General features: G+C 29.7%; 17 protein-coding genes and 2 pseudogenes. 10 read left to right on the top strand and 9 right to left on the bottom strand.

What is annotated here, in order from left to right:
* Positions 1-124: 124 nt before the first annotated feature.
* The 5 genes and pseudogenes from ACOTU8_RS06425 to ACOTU8_RS06405 all read left to right on the top strand — a co-directional run.
* Positions 125-913 (top strand): annotated as a pseudogene (locus tag ACOTU8_RS06425) (pyridoxal-phosphate dependent enzyme); the annotation flags it as partial.
* Positions 906-1,618: pseudogene (trpA, locus tag ACOTU8_RS06420) on the top strand (tryptophan synthase subunit alpha). The pseudogenes ACOTU8_RS06425 and trpA, both read left to right, overlap by 8 nt.
* A gap of 70 nt (positions 1,619-1,688) precedes the next feature.
* Positions 1,689-2,111, top strand: coding sequence for a chemotaxis protein CheX (locus tag ACOTU8_RS06415; protein WP_422342220.1), 423 nt, complete (start codon positions 1,689-1,691; stop codon positions 2,109-2,111).
* A complete protein-coding gene (fliN, locus tag ACOTU8_RS06410; protein ID WP_002824739.1) occupies positions 2,111-2,419 on the top strand; it encodes a flagellar motor switch protein FliN in 309 nt (102 codons plus the stop codon). The genes ACOTU8_RS06415 and fliN overlap by 1 nt, the downstream gene beginning before the upstream one ends.
* Positions 2,420-3,223, top strand: a complete 804-nt coding sequence (locus ACOTU8_RS06405) for a hypothetical protein (protein WP_422342219.1) — start codon at positions 2,420-2,422, stop codon at positions 3,221-3,223. It abuts the gene before it with no gap.
* Here ACOTU8_RS06405 and ACOTU8_RS06400 read toward each other — a convergent pair.
* The 5 genes from ACOTU8_RS06400 to plsY all read right to left on the bottom strand — a co-directional run bounded on the left by ACOTU8_RS06400 (position 3,220) and on the right by plsY (position 6,698).
* Positions 3,220-4,680, bottom strand: coding sequence for a Ppx/GppA phosphatase family protein (locus ACOTU8_RS06400; RefSeq protein WP_422342218.1), 1,461 nt, complete (start codon positions 4,678-4,680; stop codon positions 3,220-3,222). The genes ACOTU8_RS06405 and ACOTU8_RS06400 overlap by 4 nt on opposite strands.
* Positions 4,680-4,925: a YfhL family 4Fe-4S dicluster ferredoxin gene (gene fdxB / locus ACOTU8_RS06395; protein ID WP_002854647.1), complete on the bottom strand. Its 246-nt coding sequence runs from the start codon at positions 4,923-4,925 to the stop codon at positions 4,680-4,682. Before fdxB ends, ACOTU8_RS06400 begins: the two co-directional genes overlap by 1 nt.
* Positions 4,926-5,037: 112 nt before the next feature.
* Positions 5,038-5,709, bottom strand: a complete 672-nt coding sequence (gene hsrA / locus ACOTU8_RS06390; RefSeq protein WP_002857553.1) for a homeostatic response regulator transcription factor HsrA — start codon at positions 5,707-5,709, stop codon at positions 5,038-5,040.
* Positions 5,710-5,787: 78 nt separating this feature from the next.
* Positions 5,788-6,105, bottom strand: a complete 318-nt coding sequence (gene folB / locus ACOTU8_RS06385; protein ID WP_002857609.1) for a dihydroneopterin aldolase — start codon at positions 6,103-6,105, stop codon at positions 5,788-5,790.
* Complete coding sequence (plsY, locus tag ACOTU8_RS06380) at positions 6,090-6,698, bottom strand: glycerol-3-phosphate 1-O-acyltransferase PlsY (protein WP_422342217.1); 609 nt, start codon at positions 6,696-6,698, stop codon at positions 6,090-6,092. The genes folB and plsY overlap by 16 nt, the downstream gene beginning before the upstream one ends.
* Before the next feature lie 199 nt (positions 6,699-6,897).
* Here plsY and ACOTU8_RS06375 point away from each other — a divergent pair, with 199 nt between their 5' ends.
* The 4 genes from ACOTU8_RS06375 (at position 6,898) to hemJ (ending at position 10,253) form a co-directional block, all read left to right on the top strand.
* Complete coding sequence (locus ACOTU8_RS06375; protein WP_422342216.1) at positions 6,898-7,923, top strand: cytochrome-c peroxidase; 1,026 nt, start codon at positions 6,898-6,900, stop codon at positions 7,921-7,923.
* Between the two features lie 93 nt (positions 7,924-8,016).
* Positions 8,017-9,354, top strand: coding sequence for a phosphoglucosamine mutase (gene glmM, locus ACOTU8_RS06370; RefSeq protein WP_422342215.1), 1,338 nt, complete (start codon positions 8,017-8,019; stop codon positions 9,352-9,354).
* A complete protein-coding gene (lspA, locus tag ACOTU8_RS06365) occupies positions 9,347-9,817 on the top strand; it encodes a signal peptidase II (RefSeq protein WP_422342214.1) in 471 nt (156 codons plus the stop codon). Before glmM ends, lspA begins: the two co-directional genes overlap by 8 nt.
* Positions 9,801-10,253, top strand: coding sequence for a protoporphyrinogen oxidase HemJ (gene hemJ / locus ACOTU8_RS06360; RefSeq protein ID WP_422342213.1), 453 nt, complete (start codon positions 9,801-9,803; stop codon positions 10,251-10,253). Before lspA ends, hemJ begins: the two co-directional genes overlap by 17 nt.
* On the opposite strand, the gene hemN is transcribed toward hemJ, so the two are convergent.
* The gene (gene hemN, locus ACOTU8_RS06355; protein ID WP_422342212.1) at positions 10,250-11,596 is read right to left on the bottom strand and encodes a coproporphyrinogen III oxidase family protein; all 1,347 of its coding nucleotides are present in this window, start codon (positions 11,594-11,596) and stop codon (positions 10,250-10,252) included. The genes hemJ and hemN overlap by 4 nt on opposite strands.
* A 163-nt stretch (positions 11,597-11,759) precedes the next feature.
* Here hemN and cmeU point away from each other — a divergent pair, with 163 nt between their 5' ends.
* A complete protein-coding gene (cmeU, locus tag ACOTU8_RS06350) occupies positions 11,760-11,975 on the top strand; it encodes a CmeU family protein (protein WP_422342211.1) in 216 nt (71 codons plus the stop codon).
* Between the two features lie 22 nt (positions 11,976-11,997).
* On the opposite strand, the gene cmeC is transcribed toward cmeU, so the two are convergent.
* The 3 genes from cmeC to cmeA are packed head-to-tail and all read right to left on the bottom strand — an operon-like array spanning position 11,998 to position 17,691.
* Complete coding sequence (gene cmeC / locus ACOTU8_RS06345) at positions 11,998-13,476, bottom strand: multidrug efflux transporter outer membrane subunit CmeC (protein WP_422342210.1); 1,479 nt, start codon at positions 13,474-13,476, stop codon at positions 11,998-12,000.
* On the bottom strand, positions 13,469-16,588 hold the full coding sequence (gene cmeB, locus ACOTU8_RS06340; RefSeq protein ID WP_422342209.1) for a multidrug efflux RND transporter permease subunit CmeB, ciprofloxacin and florfenicol resistance type: 3,120 nt from the start codon (positions 16,586-16,588) through the stop codon (positions 13,469-13,471). The genes cmeC and cmeB overlap by 8 nt, the downstream gene beginning before the upstream one ends.
* On the bottom strand, positions 16,588-17,691 hold the full coding sequence (gene cmeA / locus ACOTU8_RS06335; protein ID WP_422342208.1) for a multidrug efflux RND transporter periplasmic adaptor subunit CmeA: 1,104 nt from the start codon (positions 17,689-17,691) through the stop codon (positions 16,588-16,590). The genes cmeB and cmeA overlap by 1 nt, the downstream gene beginning before the upstream one ends.
* Between the last annotated feature and the right edge of the window lie 25 nt (positions 17,692-17,716).

The following is a 17,716-nucleotide window of genomic DNA, read 5'->3' as shown; positions in this document are numbered from 1 at the left end:
AAACGACATAGTAAGCGTCTTAAAGTAGTATTATATCTAAATTTAAAGCTTTTTAAGTTTAAAATGATGGTATTTTTGCAAAACCGCAGAGGCAGAGAAGTCCCTTGCCTTGATTGACTTACATGGGGCAACTGATGTACAAAGACAGGCTTTAAATGTTTATAAAATGGAGCTTTGGGCGCTAAAATTCATGCAGTACAAAGTGGGCTTAAAACTCTAAAAGAAGCTACTGCTGCAGTTGTTCAAACTTGGGTCGGAGATATTAAAAATATTTTTTATGTGGTTGGAAGTGCTGTAGGTCCTTATCCTTATCCTAAAATGGTAACGCATTTTCAAAGCATTATAGAAAAAGAATGTAAAATGCAACTTCAAAAACTCAATAAAAAAGTAGATTATATTATCGCAGCTGTTAGGGGTGGAAGCAATGCAGCAGGAATATTTTACGATTTTATCAAAGATGAAAGTGTAAAATTAATAGGCATAGAAGTAGGGGAGGGGGCTTGGCATCGATACTCCTTATCATGCAGCGACTTTAAATAAAGGGAAAATCGGTATTATTCACGGTATGAAAACAAGATTTTACAAGATGATTTAGGCAATATCTTGCCTGTGCATAGTGTTTCTGCAAGACTTGATTATCTAGAAATTGGCCCTTTTGCATGCTTTTTTATTTGAAAGCAAAAGAGCACAATATCATGCTATAAGTGATGAAGAATGTATGCAAGCTTTAAAATTACTCTGTAAAGAAGAAGGTATTATTGCAGCGATTGAAAGTTCGCATGCTTTGGTATTTTTAGAAAAACTTTGTCCAACTTTAAAAAAGAAAAGCGTGATAGTAATAAACCTTTCAGGTAGGGGAGATAAAGATATGCAAACAATTAGAGATTATAAAAAAAGGGTGATTTATGGTTGATTTTAGAAAATTTTATAAAGAAAATGCAAATGTGGCTTATATGGTTTTAGGTTATCCAAATCTTCAAATAAGTGAAGCTTTTTTGCAAAGATTTAGATTAAAGCCCTATTGATATTTTAAACTTGGCGTTGCTTATAGTGATCCTATTGCCGATGCGGCAAAAATAGCTCTTGATATTCATAATGTTTTTGAGCTTTTAGTCAGGGTAAAAACCAAAAAAGCTTTGGTTTTTATGGTTTATTATAATTTAATTTTTTCTTATGGTTTGGAAAAATTTGTGAAAAAAGTAAAATCTTTAGGGATTTGTGCTTTGATTGTACTTGAATTGAGTTTTGAAGAAAGTGATGATTTAGTTAAAGAGTGTGAAAAATATAATATAGCTTTAATTACACTTGTAAGTGTTATAACCCCTAAAGAAAGGGTTAAAAAGTTAGTAAAACATGCTAATTTTATTTATTAGCAAGTATAGGTATTACAGGTACAAAAAGTGTCGAAGAAGCAATTTTACAAGATAAAGTAAAAGAAATCAAATCTTTTACGAATTTGCCTATTTTTGTGGGTTTTGGTATTTAAAATAATCAAGATGTAAAAAGAATGAGAAAAGTTGCCGATGGAGTGATTGTAGAAACTAGTATAGTAAAGTGTTTTAAACAAGGAAATTTGGATATAATAATGAAAGATATTGAAGAAATTTTCAAAAAATAAAATTTTAAAACATATTTTTATTTTATATTTACTATAATTTTAAATTAAGTTTTTTATAGAGGTGGTAGCTATGTTAAAGATTCTTGAGTATTCCATCACTCATTTTTGCGAGCATATCTTAAGACTTCGCATTGAAGCAGCTCAAGATATAAGCGGCGAACTTTATGGAGCGAGTATTCCTATCATGGGGAAAAGCGAAGGAGAATGTAATTTTTATTTATTTTTTCCAAAAGAATTTTTAAAAAAAATTGCAGAAATTTTAATTAATGATGAAAAATTTAAAGAAGATGACTGGTGTGATTTAATTAAAGAATGTGCCAATCAGATTATAGGTTATGCTAAAAATTTGTTAAATGATACTAAGGGTGATGATGAGTATAAACTTGGAATTCCGGAATATTTAGGAAAAGTTGATTTTTCTGAAATAGTTCTAGATGAAGCTTTAACTTATAAATTTGAAAATTGTTATTTTAGAATAGGATATTGTAAATAATGAGCGATGATATAGAGTTTAACATTCATCATGGTCTTTTGCAATCTTATGAAGATATCTTAGATATTACGGTAGATTTTGTAAGCGAGCTTGGAACTACAAATATGAGTGTAGCAGAGCTTTTAAAACTTGAAGTAGGCTCGGTTATTGATCTTGAAAAGCCTGCTGGAGAAAGCGTTGAACTTTATATCAATAAAAGAATTTTTGGCAAAGGCGAGGTTATGGTTTATGAAAAAAATCTCGCTATAAGAATTAATGAAATTTTAGATTCTAAGACTGTGCTTCAATACTTTAAAAAAGAAATTTAAATGAGATTGCTAGTATTATTTTTTTTAATTTTACCTTTATATAGTGTTGAGTTGATTAGTTATAATATCTACGATAGAAATGATCGTGTAGATTTAATGCTTTCTTTTGATAACGCTTATAATGGCAAGATTTCTCAAAAAAAAGAAAAAAATTTAACTCTTTTAACTTTTAGTGATTTAACGTATTCTAAAGATGAATTAAAGGAACTTAACTCTCAACTTGTAGATAAAATTAGTATTAGTTCTAAAAATAATAATACCTATATTATGCTACAAAACAAACAAAATATTAATTTAGAACTTAGCTCTATCAATGATAAATTTGGAGTAAGAATACGAGCTATAGAGCAAGGGAAAGCAAATATCGAATCTGTAGTATCACCTATAACTACTGCAAATAATTCTCAAGAATTAATGCCTAAACCAAAAAGTACAAGTTTAGAAGGGTATGATTATACAAATTATATCTTAGTAATGCTGATTTTAGTTATTTTGTTAATAGTACTTTGGTGGTTTAAAAAGACTATGGTTTATAAAAATAACAATGTTTCTAGAGATTTTACTATGATTTTCCAAAGATTTTTAGATAAAAATAATCAACTTGTTGTTTTTGATCACGCCAACAAACGTTATACAATGATAATAGGTAATTCCAATGTGCTTTTAGAAAGTGTTGAAACTCCAGAAGAACAAACAATAAAACATACAGAAAAAACAGAGAAAAATTTTGATTCTTTTTTTGAAGAGAATAAAAAAAGAATTCAAAATCTTATAGAGCAGCGTCAAAAAAGTAAAAAATCTTAAATTTTTTGATTAATTGCTAATGCTATGGTAGCTGGTTTTGCAATTTTTTTGAGTTCATCTTTGGGTAAATTAAGAATTTTGTTTTCTTGATATATATAAAGAGTATTGTTTGCAAAGGCAAAATCAATCTTATCTTTATTTGTGCTTAAAGTTTTAGCTAGACATAAAATAAAATTAAGCCATGAAATGGTATGAATATTGGGTAAAAGTTGTTTATAGGGTTCAAGATTATAAGGGTTAACTTTTTTTCCATTAAGCTTAATAATGCTCGCAATTAAAGCTTTTTCTTTATGTGAAAATCCATAATTTAATCCACCTAGTACAAAATGAGCAGAGTGTTCATTAGCAAAATAGAAATTTAAATATTCTCCAATATGACATAATTTAGCAGCATTTAGTAAAGTATGTTTATAGTTATCGTTAAGTCTATGAAGATTTTTAAGGGTTGTAAAAATTTGCAGAGCAAAATGTGGAGTTTTATTTTTTTGTTTTGATTGTAAAAATTTATCTTGCAAACATTTTAAACTAGGATTGAAATTAGGCGGAAATGTAATTTTTGGGCGGAGTAAATCTTGCAAATAAACTCCTTCTCTGATTCCAACCCCACTCGTGATAACTTGTTTGGCTTTTATTTTTTCTGCAATCTTTAAAAAAATAAATATACCTTCTTTAATGGTATCAAAACGATCCTTTTTTATGCCAAAATTGATTAAAGAGTCTAAGTTTGAATTAAAAATTTTTAAAATATGTCCTTTTTCTTCATCTAGCATATAGCGAAAATCATGTAAATTTTTCAGCGGATAGGAATTTTTTTGCATGATGGAATTAGATATTGCTCTTAAGCTTCCGCCTATTGCAATAAGGTTTTTATTGCAAAATTCTTTAGGAATTTGTTCTAAAATTGGTTTTATAAATTCTTCTAAAGAATCCATTTTTCCAGTATCATAGAACAATTCTTTTAGTCTAACAGTGCCAATATCAAGAGATATGCAAGAAATAATTCTATTATTTTTTATTAAACACAATTCACTAGAGCCACCACCTATGTCTAAAGTGGTTCCATCCTTAAAAGGACTTAATAAATTTAAAGCCGCAAGACCACCTAAGTAACTTTCGCTTTTTCCATCTATACAGCGTATATTTAAAGACAGATTATCTTTGATTCTTTTAATGAAATTTTTTGAATTTGGGGCATCTCTTAAGGCTGATGTGCCTACTATAAATATTTTTTTGCACTTATGCTTTAAAGCACATTGTTTGAAAAAAGCTAAGGCATCTTCGGCTCTTTGCATGGCTTCTTCTTGGAGAATTTTGCCATTATTATAAGCATTTTCCCCAAGTCTTACTTTGCGTTTGTATTCGCAAGTTGTATAAAAACCATATCTAGAAGTTTTTTCAAAAATCACCATTCTAATGGAGTTTGAGCCAAGATCAACAACGGCTGTTTTTTTTGCCATTAAAATTCTCTATCTCTATGTTTGAGTTTTAATTCTTCTATAGTTTCTACATTATCAGGATCAGGAATGATACATTCATATGGACAAGCAACAATACAGGCAGGCTCTGAAAAATCATTAACGCACTCTGAACAAAGATCAGGGTCTATTACATAAATTGGACTATTTTCATAAATAGCTTCATCAGGACATTCTTCTCTGCAAGCATCACAACATACGCAGTCTTTTGTAATTAAAAGAGACATCATAACCTTTCAAAAATTTAAAAAATAATTTTAGTTTATACAATAACCAAACTTAAATAAAATATAAAAATAGAAATAAAGATAAATTTTTTGCACCGAAGGTGCAAAATTGTTAAGATTTTTTAGGGAAGCAGAAACGGTATCCTCTACGACGAACTGTTTCTATGGTAGATATATTTAACGGTTTATCCATTTTTTGACGAATTTGATTGATAGCTACTTCGATAACATTTGGAGTTACTAGCTCAGGTTCTTCCCAGATAGCATCTAAAAGTTGTTCTTTGGATACAATTTGATCCGAATGTCTTGCTAAGTGCGTTAAAACTTCAAAAGGTTTTCCTTTAAGTTCTATATCTTGACCTTTATAAGTAATTTTTTCCTCATCTGGATCAATAACTAAATCTTCAATTTTAATAACATTGGTTCCGCCAAGTCTTAGTCTTGCTTCAATTCTTGCGAGCAGAATGTCAAAATCTAAAGGTTTTTTAACAAAATCATCAGCTCCAGCTTTCAAAGCTTTGATTTCTGTTTCTTTGTCTGTTTTTGAAGACATAATCATAACTGAAGTTCTTGGAGATTTATGTTTAATGGTATTGACAAGTTCTGCTCCATCTCCATCAGGTAAAGTCCAGTTTGCTAAAACTAAATCATAATGTCTAATGCCGATAAAGTATTCTCCATCTTTAAAATTTTCAGAAGAATCGGTTTGATAACCAAATTCATTAAGATTGTCTATAATTGTTTTATTTAGGCTAATCTCATCTTCTATAACTAAAATTCTCATTTGCTCTATCCTTATTAAGAAAAATTTAAAGAATTATATCATAGTTTAAGTAAATGTTTAGATATCTTTAAAAAAAAATTAATATTTTTTTTTCAATTTAACCCCAACTGTGGCATTTTTTATTATATGGGGTTTAAAAATTTTTATGTTAAGATTGGTTAAATTAGGAAAATCTTTTTTTAAATTTAAGCTTACAAAGTCTAAAGACTCTTCAAGGGTGTAAAATTCTTCTTTTTTATACCATTTTTTAATTTTGGTAATTACCTCTGCATAATTTAAAAATTCATTTGCTTTAGCTTTAAGCTTGATAATAATTTTTTGTTTTTTTCTTCTTTCAAAATCTAATATACCAATGATACACTTAAAATGAAATTTGATTTTTATATGACTTTGCATTCTTCTTTAAAAATCAATCTTTTAATATTAGGTAGATGTTTATATACTATAATAAAAGCGATAATGAAAATGGGTGCATGTGTATGAATTTCTAAGTCATAATTAAATATAAAAGAACTTATAACAAAAGCAAGTAATGCTGCTAAAGAAGCTAGCGAAGATATTTTAAAAATTTTTCCAATAACTACCCACACAATAAATGCTGTAAGTACTTCCAATGGAAGTAAAACTATCATAGCACCTGCTCCTGTTGCTATGCCTTTCCCTCCTTCAAATAACAAATAAACTGAAAAACAGTGTCCAAAAATAGCCAAAACTGCCACACTCCAAAGCAAAGCTTGATCATAATGAAGAAATTTCAAGATTAGTAAAGGAATAGCTGCTTTTGCAAAATCTAAAATTATTGTAGCAATGGCAAGTTTTTTTGCTAGTTTGGGATTTTTTTCTTTTACTACTCTTAAAACATTGGTTGCTCCTATACTTTTTGAACCTTCTTTTTTAATATCAGTTTTAGCAAAAAATTTAGCTAGAATCAGTCCAAAAGGGATTGAACCTAAAAGATATATAAAAGCGTAAATTATTAAATTTTCCATAATATCCTTTTCAAATTATCTTAAAATCTAAGTTTTATAACTAAAAATTATATCTTATGAAAATAAATAAACAAAAAAATAATTTTTAAGATAAAAATAGTATTAATTAATTATAAATATTTTTTAATAATATTTATCTTTATTTAAGCTCTAATTGATTATTATTTAATCTTAATTTATCTTTAATAGGAGTTTATTAATGAAAGTAAAATTATTGCTAATCGCATCCTTAGTTGCTTTTTCAAGCTTAAATGCTACAAGTCTTATAGATGAAGCTAAAAATTCAGGTCTTGTTGCCTTGCCAAAAGATCAAAAAGGCGTTGATGAAATTTTAAAACAAAATGGAGTAAAGGCTAGTGAATTTACTCTTGAAAAAGCAGAGCTTGGCAAAAAGCTTTATTTTGAACCACGCCTTTCAAAAAGTGGTATCATTTCTTGTAATACCTGTCACAATGTAGGACTTGGTGGAACAGATGGAGTTAGTACTGCAATAGGTCATAAATGGACAGCAAATCCTCATCATTTAAATTCACCAACAGTTTATAATGCGGTTTTAAATAGTACTCAATTTTGGGATGGTCGTGCAGGAACATTAGCCGATCAAGCTAAAGGTCCAATCCAATCTGATCCTGAAATGGCAACTCCTGCTAAACTTGCAGTAGAAAAAATTTCATCATTGCCTGAATATGTTAGTGAGTTTAAAAAAATCTATGGTAAAAGCGGTGTAAATTTTGACAATATTGCTGATGCAATTGCAAATTTTGAAAGAACTTTGATCACTCCATCTCGTTTTGATAAATTTTTAGAAGGCGATGAAAAAGCTTTAACAAAAGAAGAACAAAAAGGCTTAAAGCTTTTTATAGACAAGGGTTGTGTAGCTTGTCATAATGGTGTGAATTTAGGTGGCAATATGCAAGCGTTTGAAGTTGCTGGTAAATATAAATTTGCAAATTTAGGTGATTTTAAAGGCGATGCAAATGGTATGGTAAAAACTCCAACTTTAAGAAATGTTGCTGAAACTGCTCCATATTTTCATAATGGTGCTATTTGGAATCTAAAAGATGCTATTAAGGAAATGGGTAGTGTGCAACTTGGCATTAAAATTTCTGATAAAGAAGCAAAAAGTATTGAAACTTTCTTAAAATCTTTAACAGGAACAAAACCAGCAATTGTTTATCCACAACTTCCTATTTCTACTGAAAAAACTCCTAAACCTGAACTATAAGGCTCCAAACAAGCTCTATTTTTAGAGCTTGTTTAAATTTCTTTATCTTAGCTTTGTTATAATTGTCTTTAAATTTTGCTAGAAAGGTTTGCAATGAGACTTTTTGGAACTGATGGAGTTCGTGGAAAAGCGGGTGAATTTTTAGATAGTTTTTTGGCTATGCGTTTAGCAATGGCTGCGGGTATTTATTTTAAAGATAAAAGTATTACTAATAATATCTTAGTAGGAAAAGATACAAGAAGAAGCGGCTATATGATAGAAAATGCTATTGTTTCAGGGCTTGCTTCTATAGGATATAATGTTATACAAATTGGTCCTATGCCAACTCCTGCGATTGCATTCTTGACTGAAGATATGCGTTGTGACGCAGGGATTATGATTTCAGCTTCTCACAATCCTTATTATGACAATGGTATTAAATTTTTTGATGCTCATGGAAACAAACTCAGTGAAGATATAGAGAAAAAAATAGAAGAAATTTATTTTAATGATAAGCTTATACAAGCCTCTAAGGTGGATATGGAAAAAATCGGTCAAGCAAAAAGAATTGATGATGTTATAGGAAGATATATTGTTTCTATTAAAAATTCTTTTCCAAAAGATCTTACTTTAAAGTCTTTACGTGTGGTTTTAGATGTGGCTCATGGGGCAGCTTATAAGGTAGCACCTACTGTTTTTAAGGAATTAGGGGCTGAAGTTATAGTAATGAGCGATAAACCTAATGGACTTAATATCAATGAAAATTGTGGAGCTTTGCATCCTGCAAACTTAGCTTCTGAGGTAAAGCGTTTGCGTGCAGATGTAGGCTTTGCTTTTGATGGCGATGCAGATCGTTTGGTAGTTGTAGATGAAAAAGGCGAAGTGGCTAATGGAGATAGTTTATTAGGGGTTTTAGCACTTTATCTTAAAGAACAAGGTAAATTACAATCAAGTGTTGTGGCTACTATAATGAGTAATGGTGCCTTAAAAGAGTTTTTAAATAAACATGGTATAGAACTTGATACTTGTAATGTGGGTGATAAATATGTGCTTGAAAAATTAAAAGCTAATGGTGGAAATTTTGGTGGAGAGCAAAGTGGGCATATTATTTTTAGTGATTATGCAAAAACTGGAGATGGCTTGATAGCTGCTTTGCAATTTAGTGCTTTAATGCTTTCTAAGAAAAAATCTGCAAGCTCTATTTTGGGTCAAGTCAAACCTTATCCTCAGCTTTTAACGAATCTTAAAATTGCAGAAAAAAAAGATTTAGATAAAATTAAAGGTTTAAAAGAATTAAAAAAAGATTTAGAAAATAAAAATATCAATACCTTATTTCGCTATTCTGGAACAGAAAATTTAATAAGACTTTTACTAGAAGCTAAAGATATTAAGCTCTTAGAAAAAGAAATGAAAAATGTTGTGGAGTTTTTTAAGAAAGCTTTAAATGGCTAAAACTTTTAAATTTATTTTTTATTTTTGGGGCACCTTTGTTTTGGTTTTTGTCCTTGATCAATGGGTAAAATCCTTAACTTTAGCAGGACTTAGATGGCAGAGTGAATATTTGGATTTAACTTATGCTCTAAATACAGGTGTAGCTTTTTCAATGTTGAGTTTTTTAGAACATAATTTAAAATATTTACATCTTGCTTTAATTGGCGTGCTTTTTATTTATCTTTTTTGGCAAAAAACACTTTTAAAAACTCATAGCATAGCTTTTGGAATGATGCTTGGTGCTGGCGTTTCAAATTTATTGGATCGTTTTATACATGGAGGTGTAGTGGATATGTTTTTTTGGCATAAATGGTTTAATTTTGCCATTTTTAATGTTGCAGATGTCATGATAAATATAAGTGTGGCTTTGATTTTAATACAAGAAATATTTAAAAAAAGGAAAAAAGATGACAGAATGGATTAATGATTATTATTTTTGGATTAAATGGGTGCATTATTTGGCATTTGTTTCTTGGATGGCGGGTCTTTTTTATTTACCTCGTCTTTTTGTGTATCATGCTGAACATAAAGACAATAAAGGTTTTGTCGAGGTTGTAAAAATTCAAGAAAGAAAACTTTATTTTTATATACAAACTCCTGCAATGATTGTGACTTTAATCACAGGAAGTTTAATGTTACATGCTCATAAGGAAGTTTTAATGGTAGGTGTGGGTTTTATGCATGTTAAACTTACCTGTGTTACACTTTTGATTATTTTTCATATACATAATTATTATTGTTTAAAAGCTTTAGCAAATGATACTTCTACTAAAAGTGGGAAATATTTTAGAATTTATAATGAATTCCCAACTATAATGTTTATTATTATCGCTTTAATGATGGTTGTTCGCCCCTTTTAGTTTGTCTCCGCTTTAAATTCCATGCTAGCGGAGTTAAGCGGATCAATATTTTCTTTCATAATATCGATATAATCTTTATTTCTAAGACGCTTATCATCTCTAAATACTGCACGCACAAGATCCATTCCTGTGTAAAAATCTTTCATTAAAACCACAAAAAGATATTGACCAAATTCGGTTGCGATTAAAGCATTTTGATCTTTTATAATGGCACCACTTGTTTTAAGCCCTAAAAGTTCTATGAAAAGTTCTTTTTCAAGATTGCAATTTAGAGTTTTATTAAATTTATCAATTTCTATTTTTCCTGAAAAAATTTCAGTTAAAAAGACATATTTGATAATCTCTTTTTTATCAAAACAAGCTTTGGCTATATTAGCATTTTGTTTTTCTTGTATAAATTTAGCATAATCATTTAGATTAAATGCATTAATTAAAAGCTCCCCATCTAAAAAACTAAAAGCTCCACTGCCCACTCCTAGATATTCATGATGAGAACTGACATATTCGTCATTAAGCTTGTTTTTCTCTAAAGAAAAACTCCAACCATTGTTTTGGGTATAGTCTTTAAAAAATTCACGTATGATTTGATAATAAGTAAATTCATTATCTTTAATGCTCACTCCTAAACTTTTAGCGATATTATCTTTGGTAAGATTTGATTTCATTAAAGGATAGGTTGTGATTTGTTGCGGGGCTAAATTTTTAGCAATTTCTAAGTCCTTTAAAACTTGTTTTTCGTTTTGTCCTGGAAGATTGAAAATAAGATCTATACTAAAAATAGGTAAAATTCCTAAAGCTTTTGAAATTTTTTCTTGAAGTTTTTTAGATGAACCAAATTTATTATATCTTGCCACTTTTTTTAAAGTTTCATCATCAAAACTTTGAATCCCGCAACTCAAACGATCAATTATACCTTTAAACATAGAAAGCTTGTTTGGATCAATATGATTTGGATCGCTTTCACATGAAATTTCTTTTATATTAAATAATTTTTTACAAAGTTCTAAGGTTTTTAATAATTCCTCTTCATTAATCAGTGTTGTACCACCACCCACATACATAGAAGTAAAATCAAAACCTTTATCTTTCATGGTTTTAATTTCTTCTCTAAGATTTTGAAAATATACTTTAGCTAAATTTTCATCATAATAGTATTTGTGAAAACTACAATAAGGACAAAAAGTATGGCAAAAAGGTACATGAGCATAAAGCATATAGCTTTTATCTTGTTTTGGAATTTTTTCTTTGGGTTGTTTTAAAAGTTCGACATTGAAACCTTTTTGGAGGGATTTTTCCATCATAATATGAGAGTATTTTAAAGCTAAATTTTGAAATAAATTCATAAGTGGCCTATATATTAAAATATTTAAGACATAACTTTATCAATTTTTAGCTAAAATAGGAGTAAATTTTTTATTTCTTAAATAAAAAATGAGATTGAGTTTTTAAATTATTTAAAAAGGATATAAAATGGATAAAGCCAAAATTGTTTAAAATTTAAATGCTTTGTTTAAACAAAGAGTAGAGTTTTACTCTTATTTTGATGAAAATATTGCCAAAATTGGTAATACTGAAGTATTTGATTTTAAGAATGCTAAAAATTTAAATCCAGAAGAGGTATATAAGCAATTTTATCATTTTGATTATGCTATAAGAAAATTATTGCCTGCTATTTACAAGGCTTATGAAATTACAGATGTAGATTTAGATAAAGATTTTTAATTTATTTAGAGAATAGAGCAAACTATTCTCTAAAAGACATATCTAAATTTTTTGATTCTTCTTTTATATTTTTGCTTGTATCTTCGCTTTGCTCAAATCCTCCACCAAATGCTTTGATTACATCTACTATGGAATTAGCATAAGAATATTTAGTATTATTAAAAGCAACCGCAGCATTAAGCCAATTTTGACGTGTTTCTAAATAATCTTGCAAAGACATTTCTCCTACATCATAGCGTTCTTTAGCAATTTCATAGATTCTTTTGTAAGATTGTTCGCTTGCTTGTGCATTATCGTATTGTAAGCGTATAGTTTTTCTAGCTACTAAAGCATAGCGAATTTCTCCAAAAGCAGTAATCAAGGTATTTTGATAATTTACAAAAGCTTCATCTTTACTAAGCTTGGCTAAATTTACATTTTGGTAAATTTCACCCCAATGAAAAATAGGCAGAGTAAAGTTTCCACCTATATTCCAAGTCTTAGAACCTCCTTTAACCAAGGTATCTAAATCCCCGCTTTCAAATCCCAATAATCCTGTTAAAGAAAGACTAGGTAAGAAAGCCGTGCGAGCTACTCCAACAAGATAATTTTGCTGAGTTAATTTTTCTAAAGAAGAACCAATATCTGGACGTTGAAGCAAGATGGTACTTGAAATTCCAGTTGGAATGTCAAATTCTTTAAGATTAAAAACTTGATAGCTTTGATTTTTGTAAAGTATGTCATTTAAATCATTTGAAGTCAAAATTTTTAAAGCTTTAAGGTAATTTTCTTTATTTAATTTTGCTTCATTATATTGCAAAGCCATACTTTCTAAGTTGGCTCTTGCTTGAGCAAGTTCATATTCACCTACAGCACCAACTTGAAATTTTTCATCATTAATCCTATAAATTTCTTTTGCAGATTCATAAGCTTCTTTAAGAGCATTTTCATTTTCATACGCATTTACAAGATTAAAATAAGTTTGAACCGTATTTGAAATGACAGAAAGTCTTGCAGCTTCATAATCATACTCACTTGCCTTAAAGCCTGATTTTGAGGCACGATATGTATCGCGATATTTTCCCCAAAGATCAATTTCATAGCTTAAATTAAGCCCCATTTTAAAATCATTACCATAACTTACTTCCCCAGTTCGATTGCTTGGAGCATTTATAGCTGTTTTTGCACGACTTCCGCTTACACTACCATCAAATTTTGGCAACAAACTGCTAAAATCTATACCTAATTGAGCAGCAGCTTGTTCCATGTGTATGAAGGTAAGTTTTAAATCATTATTATTTTTAAGTGCTAAATCAACTACTTTATTTAAATTTTCATCATCAAAATCTTTCCACCAATTTTTTGTGATAGAGCTATTATTTTCTTTTTCCCAGGATAAGACTCCAAGCTGATTATCAGTGCTATAGTTTGCTTCGGGAATATTTAAATTTGGACTTAAAGAGCAAGCTGAAATCAAAAGAGTGCAACTTGCTATAGCGCTAATTGAAATTATTTTATTCATGAATCTTACCTCTTTTTTTATCTAGCCATTCATTAAAATTTTCTAAAAGATAGAAAAATAAAGGCACAAAGAATATTGCTAAAGTTGATGCTGCGATCATTCCACCAATAAGTCCCGTTCCTAAAGAGTGTCTTGAAGCACTTCCAGCACCACTAGCAAAAATCATTGGTAAAACACCAAAAGTAAAAGCCAGTGAAGTCATGACAATAGGTCTAAATCTTAGTTTGGCTGCGTTAATCGCCGCTTCAAAAATACTTTTTCCTTTTTTTAAACGTTCTTCCATTGCAAATTCTATGATTAAAATTGCATTTTTAGCAGAAAGACCTATTAAAAGTAAAAGTCCTGTTTGGAAATATATATCATTATCAAACCCTCTAAGTGCCACAAGTAAGATAGAACCAAAAACTGCAAAAGGAACTGCTGTAATAACTGCAAGTGGCATTAACCATCTTTCATATTGTGCTGCTAAGATTAAAAATACAAATATCATACCTAAAACAAAAGCATAAGCTCCAGCACCTTTAGAGCTTACTTCTTGATAAGCTGATCCTGACCAAGCGATAGAATATTCATCTCCTAAGCTTTGTTTTGCTACTTCAGCAATAGCGTCAATAGCTTGTCCTGAAGTATAACCAGGAGCAGGATCTCCTTGAATTAGAGCTGCTGGAAAGAGATTAAATCTTTTAACATCGTCAGGTCCAGCACTTCTTACAAGAGTTAAAAATGAATTTAAAGGAATCATTTTATTATCACTTGATCTAATATAGATATTTTTTAATGCATCCTGAGTATTTCTAAAATCTCCTAAAGCTCTGATATTTACTTGGAAATTTTTACCTAACATAGGAAAATCATTAACATAATATGTCCCTATAGTTGCACTAATTGTGTTAAAAACATCTTGCATGTTAAGATTATAGTATTTCATTTTGTCTCTATCGATAATAAGCTTATATTGTGGAAAACTTGTATCAAGAGTGGTTCTTACATTGGCAAGTTCTTTTCTTGTTCTTGCAAGTTCAAGCATTTTATTTACATCTTGTTGTATAGCATCATAATCTTTACCGCTTTTATTTTGAGCATACATTTCAAAACCACCTGTTAAACTAAGACCTGGTATTGGTGGTGGATTTAAAAAATAACTTAGCGCATTTCTATCTGCTGCATATTGTCCAAATAATTGTGCAATAATCTGATCAGAACTTGCTTCTCTTTGACTCCAATCTTTAAGTTTAAAAAATACTGCTGCAGCATTTTCTTTTAAAGAGCTTGTAAATAAATCAAATCCTATAAGAGAAACGCTTGAGCTAATTTCTTTCATTTGAGTAGCATTTTTATTAATTGTATCAACTTCTTCGATAGTTCTATAAATAGATGAGCCAGAAGGAAGGTTTATGATACTCATAATAACGCCTTGATCTTCAGAAGGAACTAAAGAACTTGGAACAATTTTAAAAAGATAAGCAATAAAACCTATCATAATGCAAAAAACAAGAACAAAACGAATAGTTCTTTTAAGTATATAAGCAACACCGCTGCTAAATACAGAAGTGCTCCAGTCAAAAAAATCATTAAATTTTTGAATGAAATAAAAAGGCTTACTCTCATTTCTTGTTAAAAATAGAGCGGATAAAGAAGGAGTAAGTGTAAGAGCAACAAATCCTGAAATGGCAACAGATATGGCTAAGGTAAGAGCAAATTGTCTTTGAATTTCTCCTACAAATCCTGAAATAAATGAAACAGGTATAAAAACAGCACATAGCACAAGAACAATTGAAATAACCGGAGAGCTTACTTCGTTCATTGCTTTAATTGCTGCATCTTTAACTGAAATATTTGAATCTTCATGAAGAATTCTATCAATATTTTCAACAACAATGATAGCATCATCTACAACTATTCCAATAGCTAAAACGAGAGCAAAAAGTGTTAAAAGATTGATGCTAAAACCTAAAACATAAAGTACAACAAAAGTTCCTAACAAAGAAACAGGAACAGCTATCATAGGAATAATAGTTGATTTAAAATTCTTTAAAAAAAGATACATGACAACAAGAACTAATGCTAAAGCTTCAACAAAAGTTTTAATAACTTCTTTAATAGAAGCTTTTACAAATATAGTTGTGTCATAAGGAATTTGATATTTTAATCCTTGTGGAAAATTTTTAGAAAGTTCTTGCATTTTTTCATTAATGAGTTTTGCAGTATTTACAGCATTAGCTCCAGATTGTAAGTTAATCATAATTGGAACAGCTGCACTTGTATTTAATCGACCTGTTGAATTATATTGCTCTGCCCCAATTTCTACTTTGGCTACATCTTTAATTCTTAAAAAAGATTTATCTTCATTAACTCTTAGGATAATATTTTCAAATTCTTGTGGAGTTTGAAGTCTTCCTTGCATGGTTATAGAAATAACTTGAGGTGATTTATTGACTACAGGCTCTTCTCCAATTTTTCCTGTGGCATATTGAGCATTTTGATCATTTACTGCATTTATGACATCATTTGCAGTAACACCAAATTTATTTAATAAATCAGGTTCTAACCAAATTCTCATAGAGTAGTTTTTATTGCCTATTGCAGAAGCATCTCCAACACCTGGAATTCTTTTTAATTCATCTAAAATATTTAAAGAAACATAGTTGTAAATATCTATATCATTCATTGAGCTATCTTCAGAATATACAGAAACTACTTCAAGTATAGTAGAAGATGATTTTCTAACTGTTACACCAAGTTTTTTTACAGCTTCTGGAAGTTTGGCTGTTGCTGCTGAAATTCTATTATTTACATCAATTGCCGCTTGATCTGGATCAGTTCCAATGTTAAAATAAACAGTTAATTTCATTTGTCCTGGCGAACTTGTTGAATCCATATAAATCATGTTATCAACACCATTAATCGCATCTTCAATAGGTGTTGCAACTGTTGAAGCAATAGTTTGAGCATCTGCTCCTGTATAAGTGGCACTTACTTGAACGGTTGGTGGAGTTAAAGAAGGATATTGTTCAACGGGTAGATTTGCCAAACCAATAATCCCAGCAATTGAAATTATTATAGCAACTACAGAAGCAAAAATAGGTCTTTCTATAAAAAATTTAGAAAACATTATTTACTCCCAATTTCTTGAACATTAGAACCAACATGAATTTTTTTAAAGTTATCTAAGATAATTTTATCGCCATTGTGTAATCCTTTGTCAATAATGGCGTATTCATTGTTTTGGTAGCTTATATGCACAAAAGATTTTTCTACTTTTCCATTTTTAACAAGAAGAACATAAACATCATTTTGATCTTGTTTAACAGCTATTTGAGGCACTTTAAAGCCATTTTTTTGTATAAAACCTTCTGAAGTAATTGTTGCAAAAGCACCTGGTAAAAGTGTTGAGTTGTTGTTATCAAATACAGCTTTGGCTTTTACTGTTCCACTATTGGCATCTATAACTGAGTCAATAAAATAAAGTTTGCCTTGAACGGTTTCTCCATTAAGATTTAAATTTGCATGAATGCTGTCTAAATCCCATTTTCCACTTTGAGTATTACGGACTAAATTTAGTTTATCTGTATCTGAAATAAAGAAATCTGCGTAAATAGGATTTAAATTTGTAACTCTAACTAGTTCAGTTGTTGAAGCACTTACATAATCTCCTATATTAATTAAAGCATCTCCTATAGTACCATCAAAAGGAGCTTTTATCTCGGTATGATCTAGATCAATTCTTGCATTTGCAAGTTGTGCTCTAGCACTTGCTAGACTAGCTTTTGCATTATTAAATGTAGCAAGAGAAGAGTCGTATTCTTTTTGAGAGATTGCACTTTTGCTAAAAAGAGCCTTGGAACGATTAAAATCTTTGCTTGCGTTTTCAAAAGTTGCCTTAGCCATTAAAGTTTGTCCGTAAGCTGAATCAAAGCTAGCTTTAAATTTATCTTGCTCTATAATAAATAATGTTTGTCCTTTTTTTACCTTATCTCCAGCCTTAAAAAGTTTATTTACTATTACGCCGCTAACTTGAGGTTTTATAATAACATCATAATCACTGACAAGTTTAGCAGGATAAGTAAAACTAAGTGGCAAATCTTCAGATTTAGCACTCATTGTTGTTACAGGTTGAGGCGGCATTTGTATTTTTGGTGCTTCTTCTTTGCTGCAAGCAGTAAGTAAAAGCACAACACCTAAAGCTAAAATAGTATTTTTTTGAAATAATTTCATGGTTTTGCCTTGAAAAATTAAATTA

The sequence above is a fragment of the Campylobacter jejuni genome (genome assembly GCF_049221745.1).
Taxonomy (GTDB): Bacteria; Campylobacterota; Campylobacteria; order Campylobacterales; family Campylobacteraceae; genus Campylobacter_D; species Campylobacter_D jejuni_E.
Note: the sequence above shows the minus strand (reverse complement) of the source record. Positions and strands in the feature narration are given on the sequence as shown.

Excerpts from the sequence above, each read along its gene's own strand:
- lspA (WP_422342214.1), top strand. The coding sequence starts at position 9,347 with ATGGCTAAAACTTTTAAATTTATTTTTTATTTTTGGGGCACCTTTGTT.
- plsY (WP_422342217.1), bottom strand. The coding sequence starts at position 6,698 with ATGGAAAATTTAATAATTTACGCTTTTATATATCTTTTAGGTTCAATC.
- hsrA (WP_002857553.1), bottom strand. The coding sequence starts at position 5,709 with ATGAGAATTTTAGTTATAGAAGATGAGATTAGCCTAAATAAAACAATT.
- cmeB (WP_422342209.1), bottom strand. The coding sequence starts at position 16,588 with ATGTTTTCTAAATTTTTTATAGAAAGACCTATTTTTGCTTCTGTAGTT.
- ACOTU8_RS06415 (WP_422342220.1), top strand. The coding sequence starts at position 1,689 with ATGTTAAAGATTCTTGAGTATTCCATCACTCATTTTTGCGAGCATATC.
- fliN (WP_002824739.1), top strand. The coding sequence starts at position 2,111 with ATGAGCGATGATATAGAGTTTAACATTCATCATGGTCTTTTGCAATCT.
- ACOTU8_RS06375 (WP_422342216.1), top strand. The coding sequence starts at position 6,898 with ATGAAAGTAAAATTATTGCTAATCGCATCCTTAGTTGCTTTTTCAAGC.
- folB (WP_002857609.1), bottom strand. The coding sequence starts at position 6,105 with ATGCAAAGTCATATAAAAATCAAATTTCATTTTAAGTGTATCATTGGT.
- fdxB (WP_002854647.1), bottom strand. The coding sequence starts at position 4,925 with ATGTCTCTTTTAATTACAAAAGACTGCGTATGTTGTGATGCTTGCAGA.
- ACOTU8_RS06405 (WP_422342219.1), top strand. The coding sequence starts at position 2,420 with ATGAGATTGCTAGTATTATTTTTTTTAATTTTACCTTTATATAGTGTT.
- cmeC (WP_422342210.1), bottom strand. The coding sequence starts at position 13,476 with ATGAATAAAATAATTTCAATTAGCGCTATAGCAAGTTGCACTCTTTTG.
- hemJ (WP_422342213.1), top strand. The coding sequence starts at position 9,801 with ATGACAGAATGGATTAATGATTATTATTTTTGGATTAAATGGGTGCAT.
- ACOTU8_RS06400 (WP_422342218.1), bottom strand. The coding sequence starts at position 4,680 with ATGGCAAAAAAAACAGCCGTTGTTGATCTTGGCTCAAACTCCATTAGA.
- glmM (WP_422342215.1), top strand. The coding sequence starts at position 8,017 with ATGAGACTTTTTGGAACTGATGGAGTTCGTGGAAAAGCGGGTGAATTT.
- hemN (WP_422342212.1), bottom strand. The coding sequence starts at position 11,596 with ATGAATTTATTTCAAAATTTAGCTTTAAAATACTCTCATATTATGATG.
- cmeA (WP_422342208.1), bottom strand. The coding sequence starts at position 17,691 with ATGAAATTATTTCAAAAAAATACTATTTTAGCTTTAGGTGTTGTGCTT.